This window comes from Streptomyces sp. NPDC004561 (assembly GCF_053602155.1).
On record NZ_JBSGDB010000087.1, the window covers coordinates 1 to 23,643 of the forward strand.

Sequence of the window (23,643 nt, forward strand, 5' to 3'; positions counted from 1 at the left end):
GGTCCGAACTCGTGGGCACCGGCCCCCTGGAACCGCTGCTCGCCGACCCCGACGTCACGTCAGGCCGTCCGCCCCCGGCCCGCCCGTTCCCGTGCGCCCGTCGCCGGCGGCGCCGTCGAGTCGCGCACCATCAGCTCGCCCGGCACCGTCGCGATGCCGCCCGCCTGGGAGACCCCGGCGGGCGCGTGCGGTCACACGTCCGTGAACGAGCCGTGCCGTCCCGCGCCCGAGGCGAAGCGGGCGGCGCCGTCGGCGCTCTCCGCCAGGACGCCCATCCCGTGGCGGAGTTCGCCGAGCATCGCCGTGTCCCCGTCCAGGCCCTCCTGGTCGAGGACCGACGCGCGGTCGCTGCGCAGGCAGGCCTGCGGGAACCCGGCGATGTGCGCGGCCAGCGCCTCCGCCTCGGCGCGTGCGGCGCCCGTCGGCACGACGCGGTTGGCGAGTCCCATCTCGTGCGCCTCGCGGGCCGGCACCGGACGGCCGGTCAGGATCAGGTCCATGGCCCGGCTCGCGCCGATCAGCCGGGGCAGCCGTACCGTTCCGCCGTCGATCAGCGGCACCCCCCAACGGCGGCAGAACACCCCGAACACCGCGTCCTCCTCGGCGACCCGCAGATCGCACCACAGGGCGAGCTCCAGTCCGCCCGCGACCGCGTGCCCGGCGACGGCGGCGATCACCGGCTTCGAAAGCCGCATCCGGGTCGGCCCCATCGGGCCGTCGCCGTCCTCGGCCACCCGGTTGCCGCGCCCCGTGCCGATCGCCTTCAGGTCCGCACCGGCGCAGAACGTCCCGCCCTCACCCCACAGCACCGCCACCCGCGCGCCGTCGTCCGCCTCGAACGCCCGGAACGCGGCGGCCAGTTCGGCGGCCGTCGGCCCGTCCACGGCGTTGCGCGCCTCGGGGCGGGACAGGACGACGGTGGTGACGTACTCCTTGCGCTCCACGCGGACCGGCACGACGGGCTCCCTTGGCTCGGCTGGGAGGGCCACTCTGCCTCAGATGACCTTCAGCCGCACCAGCGCCCCCAGTGTCAGCGCCCCCGGAACCAGGGGCACCCACACGGTGATGATCCGGTAGGCCAGGACCACCGCCGTGGCCACCGCCGCCGGGCCGCCCACCGCGACCAGGGCCACGATCAGCGCCGCCTCGACGGAGCCGAGCCCGCCCGGTGTGGGCACCAGGGCGACCGCGACCGTCGCCGCGAGGTAGGCGAGCGCCATGTGGGCGGGCGGCACCGGCAGCCGCAGCGCCTGGCCGACCGCGGCGAGCCCGGCCGCCTGGAGCGCCGGGAAGGCCAGCGAGCCGCCCCAGAGGGCCAGGGCGCGGGCCGGCCGGGTGTGCACCGACCGCGCCTCGCCCAGGGCGTCCCGCACGAACGCGCGGACGCGCGTGCGCAGCCGTCGTACGAGCGCCACCACGGCCGCCGCGCCCACCAGCAGGCCGGCCGCGCCCAGCAGCAGCGGGAGCGCCGAACCGGCCGGCAGCAGGGTGCCGAGCCGCAGCGCGTCCGGGAAGGCGATCAGCAGGGCGGCCAGCAGCCCGAGCCGGCCCACGCACTCGGCCAGCATGTACAGGGCGAGCGCGGCCGAGGAGCGGGCCAGGGGCACTCCGCACACGGTCATGAAGCGCAGGTTCACCGCGCCGGCTCCGAGCCCGGTGGGCAGCAGGTGGTTGGCCGAGGCCGCCGCGAACTGGGTGGCCAGCAGCCGCGCCTTCGGCAGCGGCTGGATCACCGCGCCCTGGCGGGTGACGGCCGCGGCCACCCAGGTAAGGCAGGTGGCGCAGGCCGCGGCGAGCAGCCAGGGCCAGGAGGCGGTGCGCAGCTGCCCGAAGCCCTCGGCGAGCAGGGCGCGGTTGCGTACGGCGGCCACGGCGACGAGCAGGAGCGGCGCCAGGCAGAGCGCCTGGCGGACGGGGACGCGACGGGGGAGTCGTCCCCGGGGGAGCGGGGGAAGCGGGACGGCAGTCACATCCGGAGAGGTTTTCCGCGCCGCCCCAACGGCGGGTGGCCGGGTCGCGGACGGCGGCTTACAGAGTGCGGTCATCGGGGCCTTAGTGCCGGGGAAGGCCGGTGCGGGTGAAAAGACACGGACCTTGACCTCAATGAAGCTTGAGGTTCTACCGTCTGTCCCATGAGCATGGAGACCACCGCATGGACGCAGCTGCACAGCGTGATGAACGCGCAGGCGGAACGCCGTCCCTTCGCCCGCGACACGCTGCGCCGTATCGCCGCCTTCGCCCGCCCGCACCGCGCGGGCATCGTCCGGTTCGTACTGCTCGGGGTGGTGACCGCACTGCTCGCCGTGGCGACCCCCGTGCTCGCTGGCCGCGTCGTCGACGCGATCGTGTCGGGGCACGACTCCGGCACGGTGATCCGCCTCTCCCTGCTCATCGCGCTCGTCGCCCTCGCGGAGGCGGGGCTCGGCATCCTCGGCCGCCGCCTGTCGGCGACGCTCGGGGAGGGCCTCATCCTCGACCTCAGAACGGCTGTGTTCGATCATGTGCAGCGCATGCCCGTCGCGTTCTTCACACGTACGCGTACGGGCGCGCTGGTCAGCCGTCTCAACAACGACGTGATCGGCGCGCAGCGGGCGTTCGCCAACACCCTGTCGGGCGTGGTGAGCAACCTGGTCACCCTGCTGCTCACCCTCGTGGTGATGCTCACCCTGTCCTGGCAGATCACGCTGCTCGCGCTGGTGCTGCTGCCGGTGTTCGTGCTGCCGGCCCGCCGGATGGGCGGCCGGATGGCCAGGATGCAGCGGGAGGCCGCGGCGCTGAACGCGGCCATGGGCACCCGGATGACCGAGCGCTTCTCGGCCCCCGGCGCCACCCTGGTCAAGCTGTTCGGCCGCCCCGAGGAGGAGTCGGTGGAGTTCGCGGCCCGCGCCGCCCGCGTCCGGGACATCGGGGTGCGCACCGCGACGGCCCAGTCGGTGTTCATCACCTCCCTGACCCTCGTCTCCGCGCTGGCGCTGGCCCTCGTCTACGGCCTCGGCGGCTGGTTCGCGCTGCACGGCACCCTGCAGCCCGGCGCGGTCGTCTCCCTGGCCCTGCTGCTGACCCGGCTGTACGCCCCGCTCACCGCGCTCGCCGGGGCCCGGGTCGAGGTGATGAGCGCGCTCGTCAGCTTCGAGCGGGTCTTCGAGGTGCTCGACCTGCGGCCGCTGATCGAGGAGAAGCCGGACGCCCGCGAGGTCCCCGAGGGCCCGGTCGCCGTCGAGTTCGACGACGTCCGCTTCTCCTACCCGGCCGCCGACCAGGTCTCCCTCGCCTCCCTGGAGGAGGTCGCCGCCCTCGACACCCGCGGCGGCACCGAGGTCCTGCACGGCGTCTCCTTCCGCGCCGAACCCGGCATGACGGTCGCCCTCGTCGGCTCCTCCGGCGCCGGCAAGTCCACCATCGCCCAGCTCCTGCCGCGCCTGTACGACGTCGACGCGGGCGCGGTGCGCATCGGCGGGGCCGACGTCCGCGACCTGACGGCGGCCTCGCTGCGGGCCACCCTCGGCATGGTCACCCAGGACGGCCACCTCTTCCACGACAGCGTCCGCGCCAACCTGCTGCTGGCCCGTCCCGAGGCCACCGACGACGAGCTGTGGGACGCCCTCGGCCGCGCCCGGCTCGCCGACGTCGTACGGTCCCTGCCGGACGGTCTGGACACCGTGGTCGGCGAGCGCGGCTACCGGCTCTCCGGCGGCGAGCGCCAGCGCATGACCATCGCCCGGCTGCTGCTGGCCCGCCAGCGCGTGGTCATCCTCGACGAGGCCACCGCCCATCTGGACAACACCTCCGAGGCGGCCGTCCAGGAGGCGCTCGCCGAGGCCCTGGAGGGCCGCACCGCCGTGGTGATCGCCCACCGTCTGTCCACCGTCCGCGCCGCCGACCAGATCCTGGTGGTGGAGGCCGGCCGGATCGCGGAACGCGGCACCCACGACGAGCTCCTCGCGGCGGACGGCCGGTACGCCGAGCTGTACCGGACGCAGTTCGCCGAGCGGGACGGCGAGGTGGCGCCGGCCTGAACCACCGCGGCACCCGGGACGTGGGGTCCGGGTGCCGCGGATTGCTGCCGCACCTCTTGACCGGCACTGGTCCGTACCTTTAGTTTCACGCCTTAAACAAAGCCTGCGGACACGCTCAACTCCATTTTGCCGCACCGGCGTTGACGTGCGTGCCGCCACCCCCCACATGAAAGGCCCCCCGCTCATGGGCAGACCTCTCCCCGCGGCCGTCTCCCTGGCCGTCCTCTCCCTCGCCGCCGGGCTGCTCACCGCCTCGCCCGCCCAGGCCGCCACCGGCGCCATCACCGGCCTGGCCGGCAAGTGCCTCGACGTCGCCGGGGCCGACCCGGCCGACGGCACATCCGTCCAGCTCTACGACTGCAACGGCACGAACGCCCAGCAGTGGACGGTCGGTGGTGACGGCACCATCCGCGCGCTCGGCAAGTGCCTGGACGTGACCGGCAATTCGACCGCCGACGGCGCCAAGGCGCAACTGTGGTCGTGCACGGGCGGCGCCAACCAGAAGTGGACCGTCACCGCAGCCCACGACATCGTCAACCCGCAGGCGAACAAGTGCCTGGACGTCACCGACGACAACCCCGCCAACGGCACCCGCGCCCAGATCTGGAGCTGCGGCGGCGGCGCCAACCAGAAGTGGAACGCGCCCGCGGCCGGCGGCGGCACACCGTCCGCGCCGATGGCCGTCGCGCCGTACCTCTACAACGGCTGGGGCAGCCCGCCGAACCCCTCCACCATCACCCGGGCGACCGGCGTGAAGTGGTTCACGCTCGCCTTCGTCCTCAGCAACGGCTACTGCAACCCCCAGTGGGACGGCAGCCGTCCGCTGACCGGCGGCGTCGACCAGCAGACGGTCGACACCGTGCGGGCCGGCGGCGGCGACGTCATCCCCTCGTTCGGCGGCTACAGCGGCAACAAGCTGGAGAGCTCCTGCTCCAGCGCGGGTGAACTGGCCGGCGCCTACCAGAAGGTCATCAACGCCTACGGCCTGAAGGCGATCGACATCGACATCGAGGCCGACGCCTACAGCAACCCCACCGTGCAGCAGCGCACGGTCGACGCCCTCAAGACCGTGAAGGCCGGCAACCCCGGCCTGAAGGTGTACATCACCCAGGGCACCGGGCAGTCCGGCCCCGACACCAGCCTCATCGACCGGGCCGCGTCCTCCGGGCTGACCGTCGACGCCTGGGCCATCATGCCGTTCGACTTCGGCGGCGCCGGGCAGAACATGGGCAACCTCACCACCCAGGCGGCCGAGGGCCTGAAGAACGCGCTCAAGAACGCGTACCACTACAGCGACGACCAGGCCTACCGCGACATGGGCATCTCGTCCATGAACGGCATCACCGACAACAACGAGACGGTCACGGTGAACGACTTCCGGACCATCCTCGCCTACGCGCAGGCGCACCACCTCGCCCGGCTCACCTTCTGGTCCGCCAACCGCGACCGCCCGTGCACCGGCGGCCCCGCCGACAGCTGCTCCGGAGTCGGCCAGTCCGACTGGGACTACACCCGAGTCCTCGCCGCCTACACCGGCTGACCACCGCCCGCCAGGAGAACCCGTGCTTCCTCACCCACGCCGCAGACCGGCGGCCGTCGCACTGGTCGCCGCAGCGGCCGCCGCCCTGCTCACCGCCGCACCGACGTCGCCGGCGACCGCCGCGACCGCCCGCGCCGCCACCCCGTCCACAGCCGCCCTGCCCAGCGGCTTCGCGACCCTCGTCAACGCCGCGAGCGGCAAGTGCCTGGACGCCAAGGCCGCCGCCACCGCCAACGGCACCGTCGTACAGCAGTACGCGTGCAACGCCACCACCGCCCAGCAGTGGACCTTCACCGACGCCGGCAACGGCTACGTCCACATCGACAACCGCAACGACACCAGCCAGGCGGTGGACGTCACCGACGTGTCCACCGCCGACAACGCGCCCGTCCAGTTGTGGAGTTACGGCGGCGGCGCCAACCAGCAGTGGCAGCCCGTCGACGACGGCGGCGGCGCCTTCCACTTCGTCAACCGCGGCAGCGGCAAGTGCCTGGACGACCCCGGCGCGTCGACCGCCGACAGCGTCCGGTTCGTGCAGTACACCTGCAACGGCACCGCCGCCCAGCGCTTCCAGGTGGTCCCCGTGACCCAGCCGGCCACCGATCCGGACCTCGGCCCGAACGTCGTCGTCTTCGACCCCTCGATGTCCTCCTCGGCCATCCAGGGCAAGCTGGACACGATCTTCAAACAGCAGGAGACCAACCAGTTCGGCGCCCAGCGCTACGCCGTCCTCTTCAAGCCCGGCGCCTACAGCGCGGACGTCAACGTCGGCTTCTACACCCAGGTCCTCGGCCTCGGCCTCACCCCGGACGCGGTCTCCGTCGACGGGGCCGTGCACGCGGAGGCCGACTGGTTCCAGGGCAACGCCACGCAGAACTTCTGGCGCGGCGCCGAGAACCTCTCGGTCAACCCCGCGAACGGCAACGACCGCTGGGCGGTCTCCCAGGCGGCGCCGTACCGCCGCATGCATCTGCGCGGCGGCCTCGCCCTGGACGACGGCGGCTGGTCCAGCGGCGGCTACCTCGCCGACAGCAGGATCGACGGGCAGGTGAACTCCGGCACCCAGCAGCAGTGGATGACCCGCAACTCCCAGCTCGGCGGCTGGACCGGGTCCAACTGGAACATGGTGTTCGCCGGCAGCCAGGGTGTGCCCGCCACCAGCTTCCCCAAGCCGCCGTACACCACCGTCGCGCAGAGCCCGGTCACCCGGGAGAAGCCGTTCCTGTACGTCGACGGCTCCGGCGCCTACCAGGTGTTCGTGCCCGCCACGCGCACCGACTCCAGCGGCACCAGCTGGGCGAACGGCCACCCGGCCGGCACCTCGCTGCCGCTCAGCCGGTTCTACGTCGTCAAGCCCGGCGCCACCGCCGCGCAGATCGACGCGGCCCTGGCGGCCGGGCGGAACCTGCTGGTCACCCCCGGTGTCTACCACCTGGACCAGACCCTGAAGGTCACCCGACCCGACACGGTCGTCCTCGGCCTCGGCCTCGCCACCTTCGTCCCGGACAACGGCATCACCGCGATGACCGTCGGCGACGTCGACGGCGTCAAGATCGCGGGCCTGCTCTTCGACGCCGGCGCCACCAGCTCGAAGACCCTGCTCGAGGTCGGGCCGGCCGGCTCCACCGCCTCCCACGCGGCCGACCCGACCTCCCTGCACGACGTGTACTTCCGCATCGGCGGCGCGGGCGTCGGCAAGGCGGCCACCGGCCTCGTCGTCAACAGCGGGAACGTCATCGGCGACCACATGTGGATCTGGCGCGCCGACCACGGCGACGGCGTCGGCTGGACCAGCAACACCGCCGACACCGGACTCGTGGTCAACGGCGACGACGTGACCATGTACGGGCTGTTCGTCGAGCACTTCCAGAAGTACCAGGTGATCTGGAACGGCAACGGCGGCCGCACCTACTTCTTCCAGAACGAGATGCCCTACGACCCGCCGAACCAGGCCGCCTGGACGAACGGCTCCACCCGGGGCTACGCCGCCTACAAGGTCGCCGACTCCGTCACCAGCCACCAGGCGTACGGCCTCGGAAGCTACTGCTACTTCAGCGCCGACCCGGGCGTCACCGCGGCCCACGCCATCGAGGCGCCGGACAACCCGAACGTCCGCTTCACCAGCATGGTGACCGTCTCCCTCGGCGGCACCGGCACCATCAGCCACGTCGTCAACGACACGGGAGGCCCCTCGAACGCCACGAGCAACGTGGCCGACCTGGTCCGGTACCCCTGACGGAAGGGGTGCCCGCGCGGACGTGTGAGGCGCTGTGGCCTGGATACGCGGACTGGACGGCATCCCCGCGCGTCCGGGAGGTCATCCAGGCCATGACCAGCGCACACCGGCCGGCCCGGCACTCCGAGGTCACCCTCCGGGTCAACGGCAAACCCCACACCCTGATCGTCGACCACCGCCGCGTCCTGCTGGACCTGCTGCGGGAGGACCTCGATCTCACCGGCTCCAAGAAGGGCTGCGACCACGGCCAGTGCGGTGCCTGCACCGTGCTGGTCGACGGGCGCCGCCTGAACAGCTGCCTGCTGCTGGCCGTGGCCCTCGACGGCAGCGAGATCACCACCGTGGAGGGCCTGGGCGGGGACGGCGAAGGGCCGCACCCGCTCCAGCGGGCCTTCCTCGACCGCGACGCCTTCCAGTGCGGCTACTGCACCCCGGGGCAGCTGTGCTCCGCCGTCGGCATGCTCGCCGAGGCCGCCGCCGGCCATCCCTCCCACGTCACCGATCCCGCCGCCCCGTCCGGCGGGCCGTTCCCGCTGGACCGGCCCGAGATCCGCGAGCGCATGAGCGGCAACCTGTGCCGCTGCGGCGCCTACCCGCGCATCGTCGAGGCCGTGGAGGACGTGATCCGGTGAACGGCTTCGGATACCTCAGGCCCGGCAGCCTCCAGGAGGCCGCGGAGGCCTACGCCGCCCACCCCGGCGCCTTCTACCTGGCCGGCGGCACCAACCTGGTCGACCTGATCAAGCTCGGCGTGGAACGCCCCGCCGTCCTCGTCGACGTCGGCCGCCTGCCGCTGGACGCGATCGAGGAGCTGCCCGACGGGGCGCTGCGGGTCGGCGCCACCGTCCGCAACAGCGACCTCGCCGCCGACCCCCGCGTCCGCGACCGCTACCCGGCGCTCTCCCAGGCCCTCCTGGCCGGCGCCTCCGGCCAGCTCCGCAACGCCGCCACCACCGGCGGCAACCTGCTCCAGCGCACCCGCTGCCCCTACTTCCAGGACGTGGGCAAACCCTGCAACAAGCGCGAGCCGGGCAGCGGCTGCGGCGCCCTGGAGGGCGTCCACCGCGACCACGCGGTCCTCGGCCACTCGGCGCACTGCATCGCCACCCACCCGTCCGACATGGCCGTCGCCCTGGCCGCGCTGGACGCCCGGGTCGAGCTGTACGGCATCGACGGCACCCGGACCGTGCCCGCCGCGGACTTCCACCGGCTGCCCGGAGAGCACCCCGAGTGGGACACCGAGATCCTCCCCGGCGAGATCATCACCGGCGTCACCCTCCCGGCCGCCACGGCCGGCCTGCCGTCCGCCTACCGCAAGGCCCGGGACCGGGCGTCGTACGCCTTCGCCCTCGCCTCCGTGGCCGTCGTGCTGCGCCTGGCGGACGGCGTGATCGACCAGGTGGGCCTCGCCTTCGGCGGGCTCGCCCACCGGCCCTGGCGGGCCCACCGGGCCGAGGAGGCCCTGCTGGGCGTGGCCCCCACCCCGGCCGCCCTCGAACGCGCCGTCGACCTGGAGCTGGACGCCGCCCGGCCGCTGCGCGACAACGCCTACAAGGTGCCCCTCGCCCGCAACCTCGCCCTCGACGTCCTCGCCCGGCTCACCCCGGCAACCGCCGTGACCTGACCGCCGGGAACCGAAGGAGACCCCATGCCCCGCACCGGCACCGCCCTGGGCGCTCCCGCCGAGCGCCGGGAGGGGCGCCAGAAGGTCACCGGCACCGCCCGCTACGCCGCCGAGCACCCGCTGCCGGGCCGCGCCCACGCCTGGCCCGTGCCCGCCGCCGTGGCCCGCGGCCGGGTCACCGCCGTCGACACCTCGGCCGCCCTCGCCATGCCCGGCGTACTCGCCGTCCTCACCCCCGACGACGCCCCCCGGCTGGCCGAACCCGAGGACGCCACCCTCGCCGTGCTCCAGGACACCCATGTGCCGCACCGGGGCTGGTGCGTCGCCCTCGCCGTGGCCGAGACCCTGGAGGCCGCCCGGGCGGCGGCCCGCGCCGTCCGCGTCCGCTACGACGAGGAACCCCACGACGTCGAACTCACCGCGGACCACCCGAACGCCTACGAGCCGGAGGAGGCCAACGCCGGTCTGCCCGGCCGCGTCGAGCACGGCGACCCGGAGGCCGCCTTCGCCGCCGCCGACGTCCGCGTCGACGTCGCCTACCGGGTGCCGCCGCTGCACAATCACCCCATGGAGCCGCACACGAGCACCGCCCACTGGGACGGGGACCGGCTCACCGTGTACACCTCCAGCCAGGGCAGCACCACGGTCCGCTCCGTGCTCGCCCAGCTGTTCGAGCTGCCCGAGGATCAAATCACCGTGTTCGCCGAGCACGTCGGCGGCGGCTTCGGATCCAAGGGCACCCCGCGCCCCGACGTCGTCCTCGCCACGATGGCCGCCCGGCACACCGGCCGGCCCGTCACCCTCGCCTACCCCCGCCGGTACCTGCCCACCACCGTCGGCCACCGCGCCCCCACCCTGCACCGGCTGCGCCTCGGCGCGGACCGGGACGGCCGGCTGACCGCCGTGCTGCACGAGGTGACCACCCACACCTCGCGCCTGAAGGAGTTCGTCGAGCAGGCCGCCGTGCCCGCCCGCGTCATGTACGCCACCCCGAACCTGCTCACCGTGCACCGGGTGGTGCCCCTGGACGTGCCGAGCCCGTCCTGGATGCGGGCCCCCGGCGAGGCGCCCGGCATGTACGCCCTGGAGTCCGCCGTGGACGAACTCGCCGAGGCGCTCGGCACGGACCCGGTGGAGCTGCGCATCCGCAACGAACCCGTCCGCGAGCCCGGCACCGGCAAACCGTTCAGCAGCCGGCACCTCGAGCAGTGCCTGCGCGAGGGGGCCCGCCGCTTCGGCTGGGCCGACCGCGACCCCCGCCCCCGCGCCCGCAGCGAGGGCCCGTGGCTGCTCGGCACCGGCGTCGCCGCCGCCACCTACCCCTCCTCGGCGGTCCCGGCCACCGCGACCGCCCACGCCCTGACCGACGGCACCTTCGTCGTCCGCATCAACGCCACCGACATCGGCACCGGAGCCCGCACCGTCCTCGCCCAGATCGCCGCCGACGCCCTCGGCGTGGCCCTGGACCGGGTCCGCACCGAGATCGGGCACAGCGACCTGCCCCCGGCATGGCTGGCCGGCGGCTCCATGGGCACCGCCTCCTGGGGCTGGGCCGTGCACGAGGCGTGCGCCCAGCTCGCGTCCCGGCTCGCCGAGCACACCGGACCGCTGCCCGCCGAGGGCCTCGGCACCCGCGCCGACACCGCGGGACGGGCCGACGCCGACAGCCCCTACGCCCGGCACGCCTTCGGTGCCCACTTCGCCGAGGTCGCCGTCGACACCGTCACCGGCGAGACCCGGGTGCGCCGGCTGCTCGGGATCTTCGCCGCCGGGCGGATCATCAACGCCCGCACCGCACGCTCCCAGTTCGTCGGCGCCATGACCATGGGCCTGGGCATGGCCCTCACCGAGGGCAGCACCATGGACGCCGCCTTCGGCGACTTCACCGAGTCCGACCTCGCCTCCTACCACGTGCCCGCGCACGCCGACGTCCCCGCCGTCGAGGCCGACTGGATCCCCGAGGACGACACCCACCTCAACCCCATGGGCAGCAAGGGCATCGGCGAGATCGGCATCGTCGGCACCGCCGCCGCCATCGGCAACGCCGTCCACCACGCCACCGGGATCCGCTTCCGCGAGCTGCCCCTGACCCCGGACCGGATCCTCACCGGCCTGTTGTCCGGGGGGTGACGGTGACCGGACCGACCTGGGAGTACGACGGTTACCGGCCCGAGGAGGAACGCCTGCGGGAATCCCTGTGCACCCTGGGCAACGGCTACTTCGCCAGCCGCGGGTCGCTGCCCGAGTGCACCGCGGACGAGATCCACTACCCGGGCACCTACGCGGCCGGCTGCTACAACCGGCTCGTCTCCGAGGTCGCCGGACGCCAGGTCGAGAACGAGGACATGGTCAACCTGCCCAACTGGCTGCCGCTGCGCTTCCGGCCCGCCGGAGGGGACTGGCTCACCCCGGACACCACACCCGTCACCGAGCACCACCTCACCCTCGACCTCGGCCCCGGCCTGCTGGAGCGCCGAACCCGCTACGCACTCGGCGCCGAAACCACCCTCCACGTACGGCAGTTGCGGCTCGTCCACCTGGCCGACCCCCATCTCGCCGTGCTGCGCACGGAGTTCACCGCCGACGCGGGCACCGTCGACCTGGAGGTGGAGGCCGCGCTCGACGGGAGCGTCACCAACTCGGGCGTCGCCCGCTACCTGGACCTGGCCGGCCGGCACCTCACCGACGTCCGCACCGGCACCGAGACACCGGACACCGTGTGGCTGCACTGCCGTACCCGCACCTCCGACATCAGCATCGGACTCGCCGAGCGGCTGACCGCGCCCGCGCCGGTGACCGACGCGAACGAACTCCAGCGGGCCGTCCAGTACCTGCGCCTCACCCTGCCGGCCGGCCGCACCACCACGGTCGACAAGACCGTCGCCCTGCACACCTCCCGCGACCCGGCCATCGGCGACCCGCTGCGCGCGGCCGTCGACCGGGTGGGCGAGGCGCCCGGCTTCGACGCGCTGCTGGACACCCACCGCACCGCCTGGGAGCAGCTGTGGCGGCGCACCGCGCTCGACGTACCCGGCGAGGCCGGCAGCATCCTGCGCCTGCACCTGTTCCACGTGCTGCAGACCCTCTCCCCGCACACCGCCGACCTCGACGTCGGCGTCCCCGCGCGCGGACTGCACGGCGAGGCCTACCGCGGCCACGTCTTCTGGGACGAACTCTTCGTCCTGCCCTACCTCAACCTCCACCTGCCCGAGGTCTCCCGCGCCCTGCTCCGCTACCGGCACCGCCGCCTGGACACGGCCTGCCACGCCGCCCAGCGCCTGGGCCGGCGCGGTGCGCTGTACCCGTGGCAGAGCGGCAGCGACGGCCGCGAGGAGACCCAGCAGCTGCACCTCAACCCGCGCTCCGGCCGCTGGCTGCCGGACCACACCCGTCTCCAGCACCATGTCGGCTCGGCGGTGGCGTACAACGTGTGGCAGTACTGCGAGGCGACCGGCGACACCGGCTTCCGGGACGGCGAGGGCGCCGAGATGCTGCTCCAGATCGCCCGCTTCTGGGCGGACTCGGCCACCTACGACGACCATCTCGGCCGGTACCGCATCCGCGGCGTGGTCGGCCCGGACGAGTACCACGACGCCTACCCCGGCGCGGCCGGACCCGGCCTGGACGACAACGCGTACACCAACGTCACCGCCGCCTGGGTGCTCGACCGCGCCCTGGAGCTGCTGCGCGCCCTGCCCGAGCCGCGCTGCCGCGAACTCACCGAGGGCGCCGGCCTGGACGAGCACGAGACCAGCCGCTGGGAGGAGGTCTCGCGCACCCTGCACGTCCCCTTCCACGACGGGGTGATCAGCCAGTTCGACGGCTACGGGGACCTGGCCGAGCTGGACTGGGACGCCTACCGGAAGCGGTACGACGACATCCGGCGCCTGGACCGGATCCTGGAGGCGGAGGGCGACACCGTGAACCGCTACAAGGCGTCCAAGCAGGCCGACGTCCTGATGCTCGGCTACCTCTTCTCACCCGCCGAACTCCGGGCGCTCTTCCGCCGGCTGGGCTACCACCTCGACGAGCGGATCTGGTCGGCGACCGTTGACCACTACCTGCACCGCACCAGCCACGGCTCCACCCTCAGCGGCCTGGTCCACGGCTGGGTCCTGGCCCGCGCCCGCCGCGCCGACGCCTGGGCCTTCGTCCAGGAGGCACTGCGCGGCGACATCGCCGACCTGCAGGGCGGCACCACCGGTGAGGGCATCCACCTGGGCGCGATGGCCGGCACCCTCGACCTGGTGCAGCGCGGGCTGACCGGCCTGGAGACCCGGGAGGGCGCCCTCTGGCTCGACCCCGTCCCGCTCCCCGAACTCTCCTCCTACGGCTTCTCGATCCGCTACCAGGGCAACTGGGGCGTGGGCCTGCGCCTGCGCTTCGGCCTGCTGGAGGTCGCGGTACCCGACTCCGACGGCTCGCCCATCGACATCCGGCTGCCGGACCGCGTGGTGCTGGTACGTCCGGGGGAGACGGCCCGGCTGGTGCTGCCGGACTGAGTCCCTCAGCCGTCCGCCGGCGGATACCGGTGCACGGGCGGCAGCCCGCCGCTCGCACAGTGCGCGTCCCACTCCTCGGGCTTCGGGTGTCCCACCGGGCCTCCTCGGGGCTGGTCGATCCTCGGACACGGGGATCGTCACCGGCCGGCGGGCACCGCACACCGCCGCACGCGATCTCGACGGCGGCGGCCGGGCACGCCACCATGCAGGGGGCCGAAAGAGAAGGGAGCCGTGCACCGTGCACCTGCGCGCCGACGCCCCGTTGCGGGTCCTGGCGGTGGACGACGAGGAACCCGCGCTCGAAGAGCTGCTGTACCTGCTGGGGAGGGACCCACGGGTCGGCGGCGCGGTGCCCGCGCGGACGGCCACCGAGGCGCTGCGCCGGCTGAGCCGGGCCGCCGACGCGGGCCCGGACGGGCCGGACGCCGTCGACGTCGTCTTCCTGGACATCGACATGCCCGGCCTGAGCGGCCTCGAACTCGCCCGGCTGCTCGGCGGGTTCACCGCCCCGCCGCTGATCGTCTTCGTCACCGCCCACGAGGACTTCGCCGTCCGGGCCTTCGACCTCAAGGCCGTCGACTACCTGCTCAAGCCGCTGCGCGAGGAGCGCTTCGCGGAGGCGGTACGGCGGGTCGCCGAACTGGTCCGGGCCGGCCAGGGGCCCCGCCGCACCGGCACCGGCGCGGGGCCGGCGCCCGCCTTCGGCGATCAGGTCCCCGTGGAACTGGGCGGGGTGACGCGGTTCGTGCCCATCGCCGACATCACCTACGTCGAGGCCCAGGGCGACTACGCGCGGCTGCACACCCACCGGGGCAGCCACCTGGTGCGCATTCCGCTGTCCGCCCTGGAGGAGCAGTGGCGCTCCCGCGGGTTCGTGCGCATCCACCGCAGCCGCCTGGTCGCCCTCGGCCGCATCGAGGAACTCCGCCTGGACGGCGGCAACCTGACGGTGCGGATCGGCGACCGCCTCCTCGCCGTGAGCCGGCGCAACGCCCGCGAACTGCGGGACCTGCTGGCCCGGCAGGCGCATTCCCGGCGTCCGGTCTGAGGCGGTCGAACGCGCCGGTGCGCCCGACGGCTCCACCCAGCTCGTCGTGATCACCCGAGCCGACCCACGACCGACCGACCGGGCGCCTGCGCCCGCGTACGCCACCCGATCCGGTCACGGGCCCGTCGTACGGCCCCCACACGGGTGTGCGCCGCCGTACGCTCACCCCTCACCACAGAGCGCGACCATGGGGGGACCATGAACCGCAGGACACTCGCCTGCACCACCGCCGTCATCGCCGTCCTCGGCCTCGGCACCGCCTGCCAGGCCACCGGCACGACCGGCGGCAGCGGCGGCACCGCCACCGCCGGCACCGGCGACAAGGGCGGCGACAGCGGGACCAGCACCAGGAAGACCGTGCCCCAGTTCGTCGGCATGGGCCTCCAGTCGGCGCAGGACGCCGCCCAGCAGCAGGGTTTCCACAGTCTCAAGAGCCACGACTCCCTCGGCCGTGACCGCCTGCAGATCCTCGACCGCGACTGGAAGGTCTGCTCCCAGAACGTCAAGGCCGGCACCGTCGTCCGCACGAACACCGAGCTGAACTTCGGCGCGGTCAAGCTGTCCGAGACCTGCCCCGCCCACGACCAGGCCGTCCCGTCCGCCGCCGGCGGGAAGATGCCCGACTTCCACGGCAAGAGCGTCAAGGCCGCCCGGGCCTCCCTCGACACCAGCACATCGATCACCGTGAACGACGCGACCGGCGCCGGCCGACTGGCCCTGATCGAGTCCAACTGGCAGGTGTGCACCCAGAAGCCCGCCGCCGGCACGAAGCTGAACGGGCAGCCGGTCACCCTCGGCGCGGTGAAGTTCGGCGAGCACTGCCCGTAGACGGGGACCCGGTGCCGGGGGCCCACCACGGCACGGTTCCGTGGAGGTGCCTCCCCCGGCAGGGGGAGGCGGATCGTTCGGGCGGCCGATGGCGCCCCGCCGCGGGGCGCCTAGGTTCGTACCCGCTCCCGCGCTCGACGGGGGACCGCGAAGCCGGCTTCGCGTCACGACCACACTGGGGGAACGCTATGAGGAACAGAACGACCGCGCTGCTCGCGGTCGCCGGGGTCGCCCTGGCGACCACGATGGCCCTGGGCAGCACGCCGGCGTCCGCCTCCGGCGCCGCGTACCAGCTCAAGAACGTGGCCACCGGCAAGTGCATGCGGGGCGTCAGGTCCGGCCACACGTACGCCGTCACGATGGCGAAGTGCAACCGGAGGGACGCCAACCAGTGGTGGGGCGTCGTCCAGGGCCAGGTCCACGAGGTCTACGGGAGCATCCACGACACGAACATCTGCCTGGCCGTCCCCAAGTACCCCCGCGGTGACTTCGCCAAGGAGGTCGACACGACGAGCTGCCAGAACTACAAGAACTACTACCTGGGGATGAGCACGATTCCCAGGGCGAACAGGCCCACGACCCTCGGAACCGTCCCGGGGTACATCGGGCACTACGGGTCCGCGGACACCTACCCGGCCTGCTACCAGATCGACGGCAACCACACCAAGTGGCTCTGGGTGCCGTAACAGCGCCCTCGACGACCCGAGGCCCTGTCCTTCCCGGGGAAGAGGACAGGGCCTGCCCGGGGCCGGTACCGGCCGACCGAAGACCCGCCGGCCTCCCGTGCGTGACGGGCCTGTGCCGAATACCGTCGGGCGGCTGTCTCCGCGGTGGCCCGCTGCGTACACTCGCCGCACACAAGGCGATCACCGCGGCGTCGGGAGTGCGTGATGGGTGCCGAGTCCGTCCCTCGCAGAGAAGTGGTCACCGGACGGCCGCGCACCCGCGGCGGTCCCACGGCACCCGCCCCCATGCCGCAGTCGAGCACCCAAGGCACCGACGCGGTACGCATCCTGATGCACCGTCAGTTACGTGCCGGTCTCACCGCGACCGCCCTGCTCGTGGCCCCGCTGGGCCTGCTCCCCGTACTCCTCCGCGTCCTGCCGCTCGGCGCCACCACGACCCGCGTCCCGCTCGCCGTCTGGCTTCTCCTGGGCGTGGCGCCGTACCCGGCGCTGGCGGTCGTCGGCGCCTGGTACGTCCGCCGCGCCGAGCGCAACGAGAGCGCCACGGTCGCCCCCGGCCCCGCGGAACACTCCTGACCATGCGCCGAGCACCCGCCGGAGTCAGCCGTTGAACCGGACGTACGGCATCGCGGGCGTGACGGCCGTGGTCCTCGCCACGGTCCTCGTCGGCGCGCTCGGGCTGCGCGTCTCGCGCACCACCTCCGACTTCTACGTCGCCTCCCGCACCGTCGCGCCCCGGCTCAACGCCTTCGCGGTCAGCGGCGAGTACCTGTCCGCCGCCTCCTTCCTCGGCGTCGCCGGACTCGTCCTCGCCCAGGGCGTCGACATGCTGTGGTTCCCCATCGGCTACACCGCCGGCTTCCTCGTCCTGCTGGCCTTCGTCGCCGCCCCGCTGCGCCGCTCCGGCGCCTACACCCTGCCGGACTTCGCCGAGGCGCGGCTCGAGTCCCGGGCGGTCCGCCGCATCGCCGGTGTACTGGTCGTCGGCATCGGGTGGCTCTATCTGCTGCCTCAGCTGCGCGGCGCCGGACTCACCCTCCGGCTGCTCACCGGCGTGCCCGGCTGGCTCGGCGGGCTGGTCGTCGCCGCCGTGGTGACGGCGGCGGTGGCCGCCGGCGGCATGCGCAGCATCACCTTCGTCCAGGCCTTCCAGTACTGGCTGAAACTCACCGCTCTGCTGGTGCCCGTGGTGTTCCTGCTGATCGCCTGGCGGGCCGACCACGCCCCCGCCCCCTCGTGGGACGAACGGCCCGTCCTCCACCGCGCCGCCGCGGTGCGCGTCGACCGGCCGCTCACCCTCACCGTGCGCGAGCCGGTCCGCGTCACCGCGTCCGGAACCGTCGACGGCCGTTCCATGCACGGCGGTTCGCTGACCCTCGGCGAGGGCGGGCACGGGATCGGCGCGGACACGACCCTGCGCTTCCCGCCCGGCGCCCGCGTCCCCCTGCCGGACCCGCCGCCCGGGCGCACCGCCCCCTCCAGCTGGGCCCAGCCCCTGTCGTCGAGCCGAGAACAGCACGGCCTGTACGCCACCTACGGGCTGATTCTCGCCACCTTCCTCGGCACCATGGGGCTGCCGCACGTCGTCGTCCGGTTCTACACCAACCCCGACGGCCGCGCCGCCCGTCGCACCACCGTCATCGTGCTCGGCCTGCTCGGCGCCTTCTACCTGCTGATGCCCCTGTACGGCATGCTGGGCCGGCTCTACGCGCCCGACCTGCTGCTCACCGGCGACACCAACGCGGCGGTGCTCGTGCTGCCGCAGCGGCTGCTCGGCGGGGTCGCCGGGGAGCTGCTCGGCGCCCTTGTCGCCGGCGGCGCCTGCGCGGCGTTCCTGTCCACGGCCTGCGGACTCACCATGTCCGTGGCGGGCGTCCTCGCCCAGGACGTGCTGCCCGCACTCGGCATCCGGCACTTCCGGCTCGCGGCCCTGCCCGCGATCGCGGTGCCCGCGGCGGCGGGCGCGGTGGTCAGCGACCTGCCGGTGGCCGACGCGGTCGGACTCGCCTTCGCGGTCTCCGCCTCCTCGTTCTGCCCGCTGCTCGTCCTCGGGATCTGGTGGCGCGGCCTGACCCCGCCGGGCGCCGTCGCCGGGCTGCTGCTGGGCGGCGGCTCGGCGCTGACCGCCGTGACGGTCACCATCGCCGGCGCCGCCCGCTCGGGCTGGCCGCACACGCTCCTGGCCTGGCCCGCGGTCTGGTCCGTGCCCGTGGGATTCGCCGCCATGGTGCTGACCTCCCTCGCCACCCGGGACCGCGTCCCGCCCGGCACCGCCGCCACGATGGCGCGCCTGCACCTCCCCGAACCGATCCCCACCCGCCCCTGACGGAGGAGCCCCATGCACGCCGGCCGTACCTTCCCGGGCCACCCGCGCCGCCCATGACGGTGCTGGCCACCGCGGCGCTCGTGCCGGCCGGGCTCGCGCTGTTCGCGCTGGGCGCGGCCCTGGGACACGCGGCCGCGCGCCGGCAGCACGAGCACACGGCCGGCGCCGACGGCGTACGCGCCGCCTTCCACGTGCTGCACAACGCCTCGCTCGCCGCGGCGCCGCTGCGCGCCGGACTGGCCCCGGACACGGCCCGCAGGGCGGCCCGCCGGCTGCGCCCCCTGCTCGGCACCCCGGCCCTGGCCCTCACCGACGAGACGTCCGTCCTCGCGTGGGACGGCGCCGGCGACCACCACCGCGCCGAGCTGACCGCGCATCTCGCCCACCCGTCCCGCGCCCGCACCATCGCGCCCGCGTGCGAGGAGGACGACTGTCCCGTCCGCTGGGGCGTCCTGGTGCCCCTCACGGCCGACGGCGGGCGGCCCGGCGTGCTCGCGGTGTTCGCCGGCGCGGAGTCCGCCGCCGTGGTGCGGGCCGCCGAGGAGGCGGCCCGCCGGCTCTCCGTGGAGCTGGAGCTCGCCGACCTCGACCGGGTCCGCTCCAGTGCGCACGAGGCGGAGGTCCGGGCCCTGCGCGCGCAGATCTCCCCGCACTTCGTCTACAACTCCCTCGCCGGCATCGCCTCCTTCGTCCGCACCGACCCCGAACGGGCCCGCGAACTCCTCCAGGAGTTCGCCGAGTTCACCCGCTACTCCTTCCGCCGCGACGGCGACTTCACCACCCTCGCGGAGGAGTTGCGCTCCATCGAGCAGTACCTGGAACTCGCCCGCGCCCGCTTCGGCCGCCGCCTGCGGGTCACCCTGCGCATCGCCCCCGAGGTGCTGCCCGTCACGCTTCCCTTCCTGTGCCTGCAGCCCCTGGTGGAGAACGCCCTCAAGCACGGGCTGGAGGAGTCCGTGGAGCGCAGCAGCGTCACCATCACCGCCGAGGACGAGGGCACCGAGGCCCGGGTCGTCGTCGAGGACAACGGCATCGGCATGGACCCCGACCGCCTGCGCGCGGTCCTGCGGGGCACCGCGGGCCCGGCCACCGGCATCGGCCTGCGCAACGTGGACCGCCGGCTGCGCCAGGTGTACGGCGACGACTACGGCCTCGTCATCGAGACGGGCGTCGGAGCCGGTACGAAGATCACGGTCCGGGTCCCCAAGTTCCGCCCCGGCGTCCAGGCACCCCCGGCCTGACCGCTGAGCAGCTTTCCCCGGGCACCCCGAACGGCGGACCCCGCTCCGCCGCGCGTCGGCCTCACCACTCGACGGTCAGATGGCGGGGCCCTCGCAGCATGGCGTTCCGGCGGTAGGGGGGCGGGTCCTGGACCAGGCGTGCGGTGCCGAGGCGGGGGAGCAGCGCGCCGAGCGCGGCCTGGGCCTCCAGACGGGCCAGGGGCGCGCCGTAGCACAGGTGGATACCGCTGCCGAAGCCCAGGTGCTGGTTGTCCGGGCGGGCCGGGTCGAACAGGTCGGGATCGCGGAACCGCCTCGGGTCGCGGTTGCCCGAGCCCAGCACCAGGAAGACGGAGGTGCCACGGGCGATCCTGGTGCCGGCGACGTCGACGTCGGCGTGGGGGATGCGCTCGCGCATGTGGACCGGTGGTTCGTAGCGCAGCAGTTCCTCCACCGCGCGCGGCAGCAGGCCGGGTTCCCGGCGCAGCCGGTCCAGTTGCTCGGGCAGGCGCAGCAGGGTGAGCACGCCGTTGGTGATCAGGTTGACCGTGGTCTCGTGCCCGGCGATGAGGAGCAGCACGGCGGTCTCCGCGAGTTCCTCCTGGGTGAGCCGCAACGCCGGGTCGGGCTCGTTGACGAAGGCGGAGAGCATGTCGTCGCCCGCCCGGCCGCGGCGCTGTTCGGCGAGCCCCACCAGGTATCCGCCCATCTCGATCCGCGCCTGGTCGCCCGCCTTGTGCCGGTCGGTCGCGTCCTCGTCGGGCCTGACGTCGGCGGCGGTGACCAGGGTGTCCGACCAGGCCCTGAAGAGCGGTTCGTCCTCGCGGGGCACGCCGAGCAGGCGGCAGATCACCGTGACGGGCAGCGGATAGGCGAAGTCGTCGACGACGTCGATCCGCCGTTCCGCCTCGAAGTTCTCCATCAGTTCGCCGGTGATCCGGTCGATCTCGCCGCGCATGCCGTCGACGCGGCCGGGGCTGTGCGGCGGGCCGAAGGGCCGCATGGCCAGCGTGCGCAGCCTGTGGTGCTCCGGGTCGTCGAGCCGCAGGAACGGCGGCTTGTGGGTCTCCTGGCCACGGGTGCGGGGGTCGGCACTCATCCGGGGATCGTGCAGCAGCGCGGCGATCTCGTGGTATCCGCCGAGCGCACAGCTGCCGTCCGCCTGCGGGACCACGGGGCCGGCCTCGCGGAGTTCCGCGTACAGCGGGTAGGGGTCGGGGCGGCTGGCGTAGTCGGTGATCCGTGCCAGCAGGGTGTCGGAGTCCATGACGGCTCCTCGTGGTGGGCAGGACGTGGGCCGGGCGGTGGGCTACACCACCGTCAGCCGGCGGTCGGGGAGGTACCCGGTGAGCGCGACGGTCGGGCCGTGGGACAGCACCGACGGATCCGGCACCTCGGACGGGATCGTGATGTCGGCCGCGATCGCACGGTCCGCCGCGCCGGGCGGCGGCGGGAACGGGGCGGCCGTCTCGATCAGGTGCTGGTAGTAGTCGAGCGACTTGGCCATGTCGACGGTGACCGCCGCCGTGACCCGCCCCCGGTAGCCGTAGACCATCGCCAGCCGGCGAGCCTCCAGGGACCCCTGGGCGATGACCACGTGGTCGGAGAAGGTGGGCACGCCCACCGACTTGATGTTGAGCCCGAACTGGGTGGACCAGAACGTCGGCAGCGCAAGGTGCGGGCGCGGGCCGGCCGACCGACACCACGCTGTGCTCCGTCATCCACGGCTCGGTGAGCGCCCGCACCGCGGTCCGGTCGTCGCCGGTCAGGTCCCAGCGGTGCAGGATCAGCTCCTCACGCATGTGCTCCGCGAAGAAGGGGACCTTCACCGACCGGCCGGTCCACATCACCTCCGTGTCCGGGGACAGGTCCCGCGCGGCGGCCGCTGCGACCTCGGTGAGCCGTTCACAGCGATCCAGGAACGCCGACCACAGCTCAGGGTCGGACATCCGCCGGTAGGGGGCCTCCCGCTCGAATCCCCGGGTCTCCACCGGCGCTCCCGAGAGGAACGCCCGCAGAACCCGGGCCAGTTCCTCGGCGTTGCCCGTCTGGTGGACCAGCACGTCCCTGACCGTCCACGCCTCGCACCACGTGCCGTCATCGGGCCGCCGCGCCTGCACGGCGTGGACGAAGGGCGCCGGCTCCGGCAGCGTCGCGTCGACCCGGGAGGGAATCGTGCGCCATGGGTAGCCTGACGAGAAGTCAGCCAAACCGGCGGGCGTCCGGGAGGACTCCGGTCGGCCGAGCCGTTCCCGGCCCGCGCCGATGAGTTCTCCCGGTCCCGGCGGTCCACATGTCGACGACCACGAAAGGAACCACGTGAGCCAGCTGCTGAGGGTCCAGAACTTCACCGTCTCGAGCGACGGATACGGCGCCGGTGAGCACCAGACCATGGAGCGGCCGTTCGGCCACGCCGATCCGGGCGAGCTGTTCGCCTGGGCCGGCGCCACGGCGAGCTGGCCCATGCGCACCGACCCCGGTGGGAGCCGCGGTCTCGACGACTACTTCACGCGCGACTTCGCCCGCAACATCGGCGCGGAGATCATGGGCCGCAACAAGTTCGGCCCCCAGCGCGGTCCCTGGCAGGACCTCGAGTGGCAGGGCTGGTGGGGCGACGAGCCTCCGTTCCACACGCCGGTGTTCGTCATGACCCACCACGGGCGCCCTTCCATCACCCTCTCCGACACCACGTTCCACTTCGTCGACGGCGACCCGGCCACGGTCCTCGAACAGGCACGGCAGGCCGCACAGGGCAAGGACGTCCGACTCGGCGGCGGGGCCACCACCATCCGGGAGTTCCTCGACGCCGGCCTGGTCGACACCCTGCACGTGGTCGTCTCTCCGGTGAAGCTCGGATCCGGCGTCCGCCTGTGGACGTCCCCCGACGAACTGCTCGACCGCTTCCACCTCGACGTCGTGCCCAGCCGGAGCGGGGTGACGCACCATCTGTTCTGGCGCAGATGACAGGGCCGTGCGACGCCGGCCGGCTCGGCACGGGCAGGATGTACGCGGTCCTGCGTGTGCGGGGGACCAGCCCCACCCCTTCACCTGAAAGGGGTTTCACCCCTGAAAGGGAGCCGGGGCCGACCGGCCGGCGGTGGCCGGCGCGCGGGGAGCGTCGCAGAAAATCTGGTCCAACCAGTTGACCAGCGGGCCCGCCGCGTTCACCCTGATCGCCATGAATCAGGGACTCATCCGGCGCGAGGCGGTCTCCGACCAGCTCTTCGCCCTGCTGCGCGACAGGATCCTCGGCGGCGCACTGCCGCCCGGTGCCGCGCTCACCGCCGAACGGGACCTGGCGGCCGAGTTCGGTGTGAACCGGCATGCCGTCCGTGAGGCCGTCAAGCGGCTCCAGCAGGCACGGCTGGTCGAGGTCAGCCACGGCGGCCGCACGCTCGTCCTGGACTGGCGGCACACCGCCGGCCTCGACCTCGCCATGGGCATCGCGGCGGCCGACGCCGGGCCCTCGGTGGAGGACCTCACCCGCGACGCCCTGGAGATGCGGGCGTGCATCGGCGCCGACGCGGCCCGGCTGTGCGCGCTCCGGTGCTTCGAGGACACTCAGGCCGATCCCGCTGAGCTTAAGAATCTCGCAGGCAGCCTGAGCGACGGGAAAG

General features: G+C 73.7%; 18 protein-coding genes and 2 pseudogenes. 15 read left to right on the forward strand and 5 right to left on the reverse strand.

Annotated elements, in window-relative coordinates:
• Positions 1-191 precede the first annotated feature (191 nt).
• Entirely contained in the window at positions 192-956 is a 765-nt protein-coding gene (locus ACWEN3_RS14445; RefSeq protein ID WP_452969970.1) for a crotonase/enoyl-CoA hydratase family protein, read from the reverse strand.
• Positions 957-995: 39 nt separating this feature from the next.
• A complete protein-coding gene (locus ACWEN3_RS14450) occupies positions 996-1,970 on the reverse strand; it encodes a lysylphosphatidylglycerol synthase transmembrane domain-containing protein (RefSeq protein WP_452969972.1) in 975 nt (324 codons plus the stop codon).
• A 168-nt stretch (positions 1,971-2,138) separates the two neighbouring features.
• Between ACWEN3_RS14450 and ACWEN3_RS14455 the strand changes: the two genes are divergently transcribed.
• The 13 genes from ACWEN3_RS14455 to ACWEN3_RS14515 all read left to right on the forward strand — a co-directional run bounded on the left by ACWEN3_RS14455 (position 2,139) and on the right by ACWEN3_RS14515 (position 20,047).
• Positions 2,139-4,016 (forward strand): ABC transporter ATP-binding protein, encoded by a 1,878-nt coding sequence (locus ACWEN3_RS14455; protein WP_452970007.1) that lies wholly within the window; start codon positions 2,139-2,141, stop codon positions 4,014-4,016.
• Between the two features lie 184 nt (positions 4,017-4,200).
• Positions 4,201-5,556, forward strand: a complete 1,356-nt coding sequence (locus ACWEN3_RS14460; RefSeq protein WP_452969974.1) for a lectin — start codon at positions 4,201-4,203, stop codon at positions 5,554-5,556.
• Between the two features lie 22 nt (positions 5,557-5,578).
• Positions 5,579-7,792, forward strand: a complete 2,214-nt coding sequence (locus tag ACWEN3_RS14465) for an RICIN domain-containing protein (RefSeq protein ID WP_452969976.1) — start codon at positions 5,579-5,581, stop codon at positions 7,790-7,792.
• A gap of 92 nt (positions 7,793-7,884) precedes the next feature.
• Complete coding sequence (locus ACWEN3_RS14470) at positions 7,885-8,424, forward strand: 2Fe-2S iron-sulfur cluster-binding protein (RefSeq protein WP_452969980.1); 540 nt, start codon at positions 7,885-7,887, stop codon at positions 8,422-8,424.
• A complete protein-coding gene (locus ACWEN3_RS14475) occupies positions 8,421-9,416 on the forward strand; it encodes an FAD binding domain-containing protein (protein ID WP_452969982.1) in 996 nt (331 codons plus the stop codon). Before ACWEN3_RS14470 ends, ACWEN3_RS14475 begins: the two co-directional genes overlap by 4 nt.
• A gap of 24 nt (positions 9,417-9,440) precedes the next feature.
• A complete protein-coding gene (locus tag ACWEN3_RS14480) occupies positions 9,441-11,546 on the forward strand; it encodes a xanthine dehydrogenase family protein molybdopterin-binding subunit (protein ID WP_452969983.1) in 2,106 nt (701 codons plus the stop codon).
• On the forward strand, positions 11,543-13,918 hold the full coding sequence (locus ACWEN3_RS14485; protein WP_452969985.1) for a glycoside hydrolase family 65 protein: 2,376 nt from the start codon (positions 11,543-11,545) through the stop codon (positions 13,916-13,918). Before ACWEN3_RS14480 ends, ACWEN3_RS14485 begins: the two co-directional genes overlap by 4 nt.
• A gap of 238 nt (positions 13,919-14,156) precedes the next feature.
• Positions 14,157-14,966: a LytR/AlgR family response regulator transcription factor gene (locus ACWEN3_RS14490; RefSeq protein WP_452969987.1), complete on the forward strand. Its 810-nt coding sequence runs from the start codon at positions 14,157-14,159 to the stop codon at positions 14,964-14,966.
• A 198-nt stretch (positions 14,967-15,164) separates the two neighbouring features.
• Positions 15,165-15,794, forward strand: a complete 630-nt coding sequence (locus ACWEN3_RS14495) for a hypothetical protein (protein ID WP_452969989.1) — start codon at positions 15,165-15,167, stop codon at positions 15,792-15,794.
• A gap of 188 nt (positions 15,795-15,982) precedes the next feature.
• Entirely contained in the window at positions 15,983-16,480 is a 498-nt protein-coding gene (locus tag ACWEN3_RS14500) for a hypothetical protein (protein WP_452969992.1), read from the forward strand.
• Between the two features lie 204 nt (positions 16,481-16,684).
• Entirely contained in the window at positions 16,685-17,056 is a 372-nt protein-coding gene (locus tag ACWEN3_RS14505; RefSeq protein WP_452969994.1) for a hypothetical protein, read from the forward strand.
• A gap of 31 nt (positions 17,057-17,087) precedes the next feature.
• Positions 17,088-18,806 (forward strand): sodium/solute symporter, encoded by a 1,719-nt coding sequence (locus ACWEN3_RS14510; RefSeq protein WP_452969997.1) that lies wholly within the window; start codon positions 17,088-17,090, stop codon positions 18,804-18,806.
• Positions 18,807-18,859: 53 nt separating this feature from the next.
• Entirely contained in the window at positions 18,860-20,047 is a 1,188-nt protein-coding gene (locus ACWEN3_RS14515; RefSeq protein ID WP_452969999.1) for a sensor histidine kinase, read from the forward strand.
• 61 nt (positions 20,048-20,108) lie between these two features.
• Here the strand turns inward: ACWEN3_RS14515 and ACWEN3_RS14520 are convergent, their stop codons facing one another.
• The 3 genes and pseudogenes from ACWEN3_RS14520 to ACWEN3_RS14530 form a co-directional block, all read right to left on the reverse strand.
• Positions 20,109-21,293 (reverse strand): cytochrome P450, encoded by a 1,185-nt coding sequence (locus tag ACWEN3_RS14520; protein WP_452970000.1) that lies wholly within the window; start codon positions 21,291-21,293, stop codon positions 20,109-20,111.
• 42 nt (positions 21,294-21,335) lie between these two features.
• Positions 21,336-21,710: pseudogene (locus tag ACWEN3_RS14525) on the reverse strand (oxidoreductase C-terminal domain-containing protein); the annotation flags it as partial.
• Between the two features lie 94 nt (positions 21,711-21,804).
• A pseudogene (locus ACWEN3_RS14530) lies at positions 21,805-22,419 on the reverse strand (maleylpyruvate isomerase N-terminal domain-containing protein); the annotation flags it as partial.
• Here ACWEN3_RS14530 and ACWEN3_RS14535 point away from each other — a divergent pair.
• Positions 22,346-22,990: a dihydrofolate reductase family protein gene (locus tag ACWEN3_RS14535; protein WP_452970001.1), complete on the forward strand. Its 645-nt coding sequence runs from the start codon at positions 22,346-22,348 to the stop codon at positions 22,988-22,990. The pseudogene ACWEN3_RS14530 and the gene ACWEN3_RS14535 sit on opposite strands and share 74 nt — an antisense overlap.
• Positions 22,991-23,168: 178 nt before the next feature.
• Positions 23,169-23,643 (forward strand): FadR/GntR family transcriptional regulator (locus ACWEN3_RS14540; protein WP_452970004.1); only part of this gene is annotated, 475 nt, incomplete at its 3' end.

What these genes read in the sequence shown, in the direction of transcription:
- ACWEN3_RS14455 (WP_452970007.1), top strand. Translation starts at nt 2,139, where the DNA reads ATGGAGACCACCGCATGGACGCAGCTGCACAGCGTGATGAACGCGCAG.
- ACWEN3_RS14460 (WP_452969974.1), top strand. Translation starts at nt 4,201, where the DNA reads ATGGGCAGACCTCTCCCCGCGGCCGTCTCCCTGGCCGTCCTCTCCCTC.
- ACWEN3_RS14470 (WP_452969980.1), top strand. Translation starts at nt 7,885, where the DNA reads ATGACCAGCGCACACCGGCCGGCCCGGCACTCCGAGGTCACCCTCCGG.
- ACWEN3_RS14480 (WP_452969983.1), top strand. Translation starts at nt 9,441, where the DNA reads ATGCCCCGCACCGGCACCGCCCTGGGCGCTCCCGCCGAGCGCCGGGAG.
- ACWEN3_RS14495 (WP_452969989.1), top strand. Translation starts at nt 15,165, where the DNA reads ATGAACCGCAGGACACTCGCCTGCACCACCGCCGTCATCGCCGTCCTC.
- ACWEN3_RS14500 (WP_452969992.1), top strand. Translation starts at nt 15,983, where the DNA reads ATGAGGAACAGAACGACCGCGCTGCTCGCGGTCGCCGGGGTCGCCCTG.
- ACWEN3_RS14505 (WP_452969994.1), top strand. Translation starts at nt 16,685, where the DNA reads ATGGGTGCCGAGTCCGTCCCTCGCAGAGAAGTGGTCACCGGACGGCCG.
- ACWEN3_RS14515 (WP_452969999.1), top strand. Translation starts at nt 18,860, where the DNA reads ATGACGGTGCTGGCCACCGCGGCGCTCGTGCCGGCCGGGCTCGCGCTG.
- ACWEN3_RS14520 (WP_452970000.1), bottom strand. Translation starts at nt 21,293, where the DNA reads ATGGACTCCGACACCCTGCTGGCACGGATCACCGACTACGCCAGCCGC.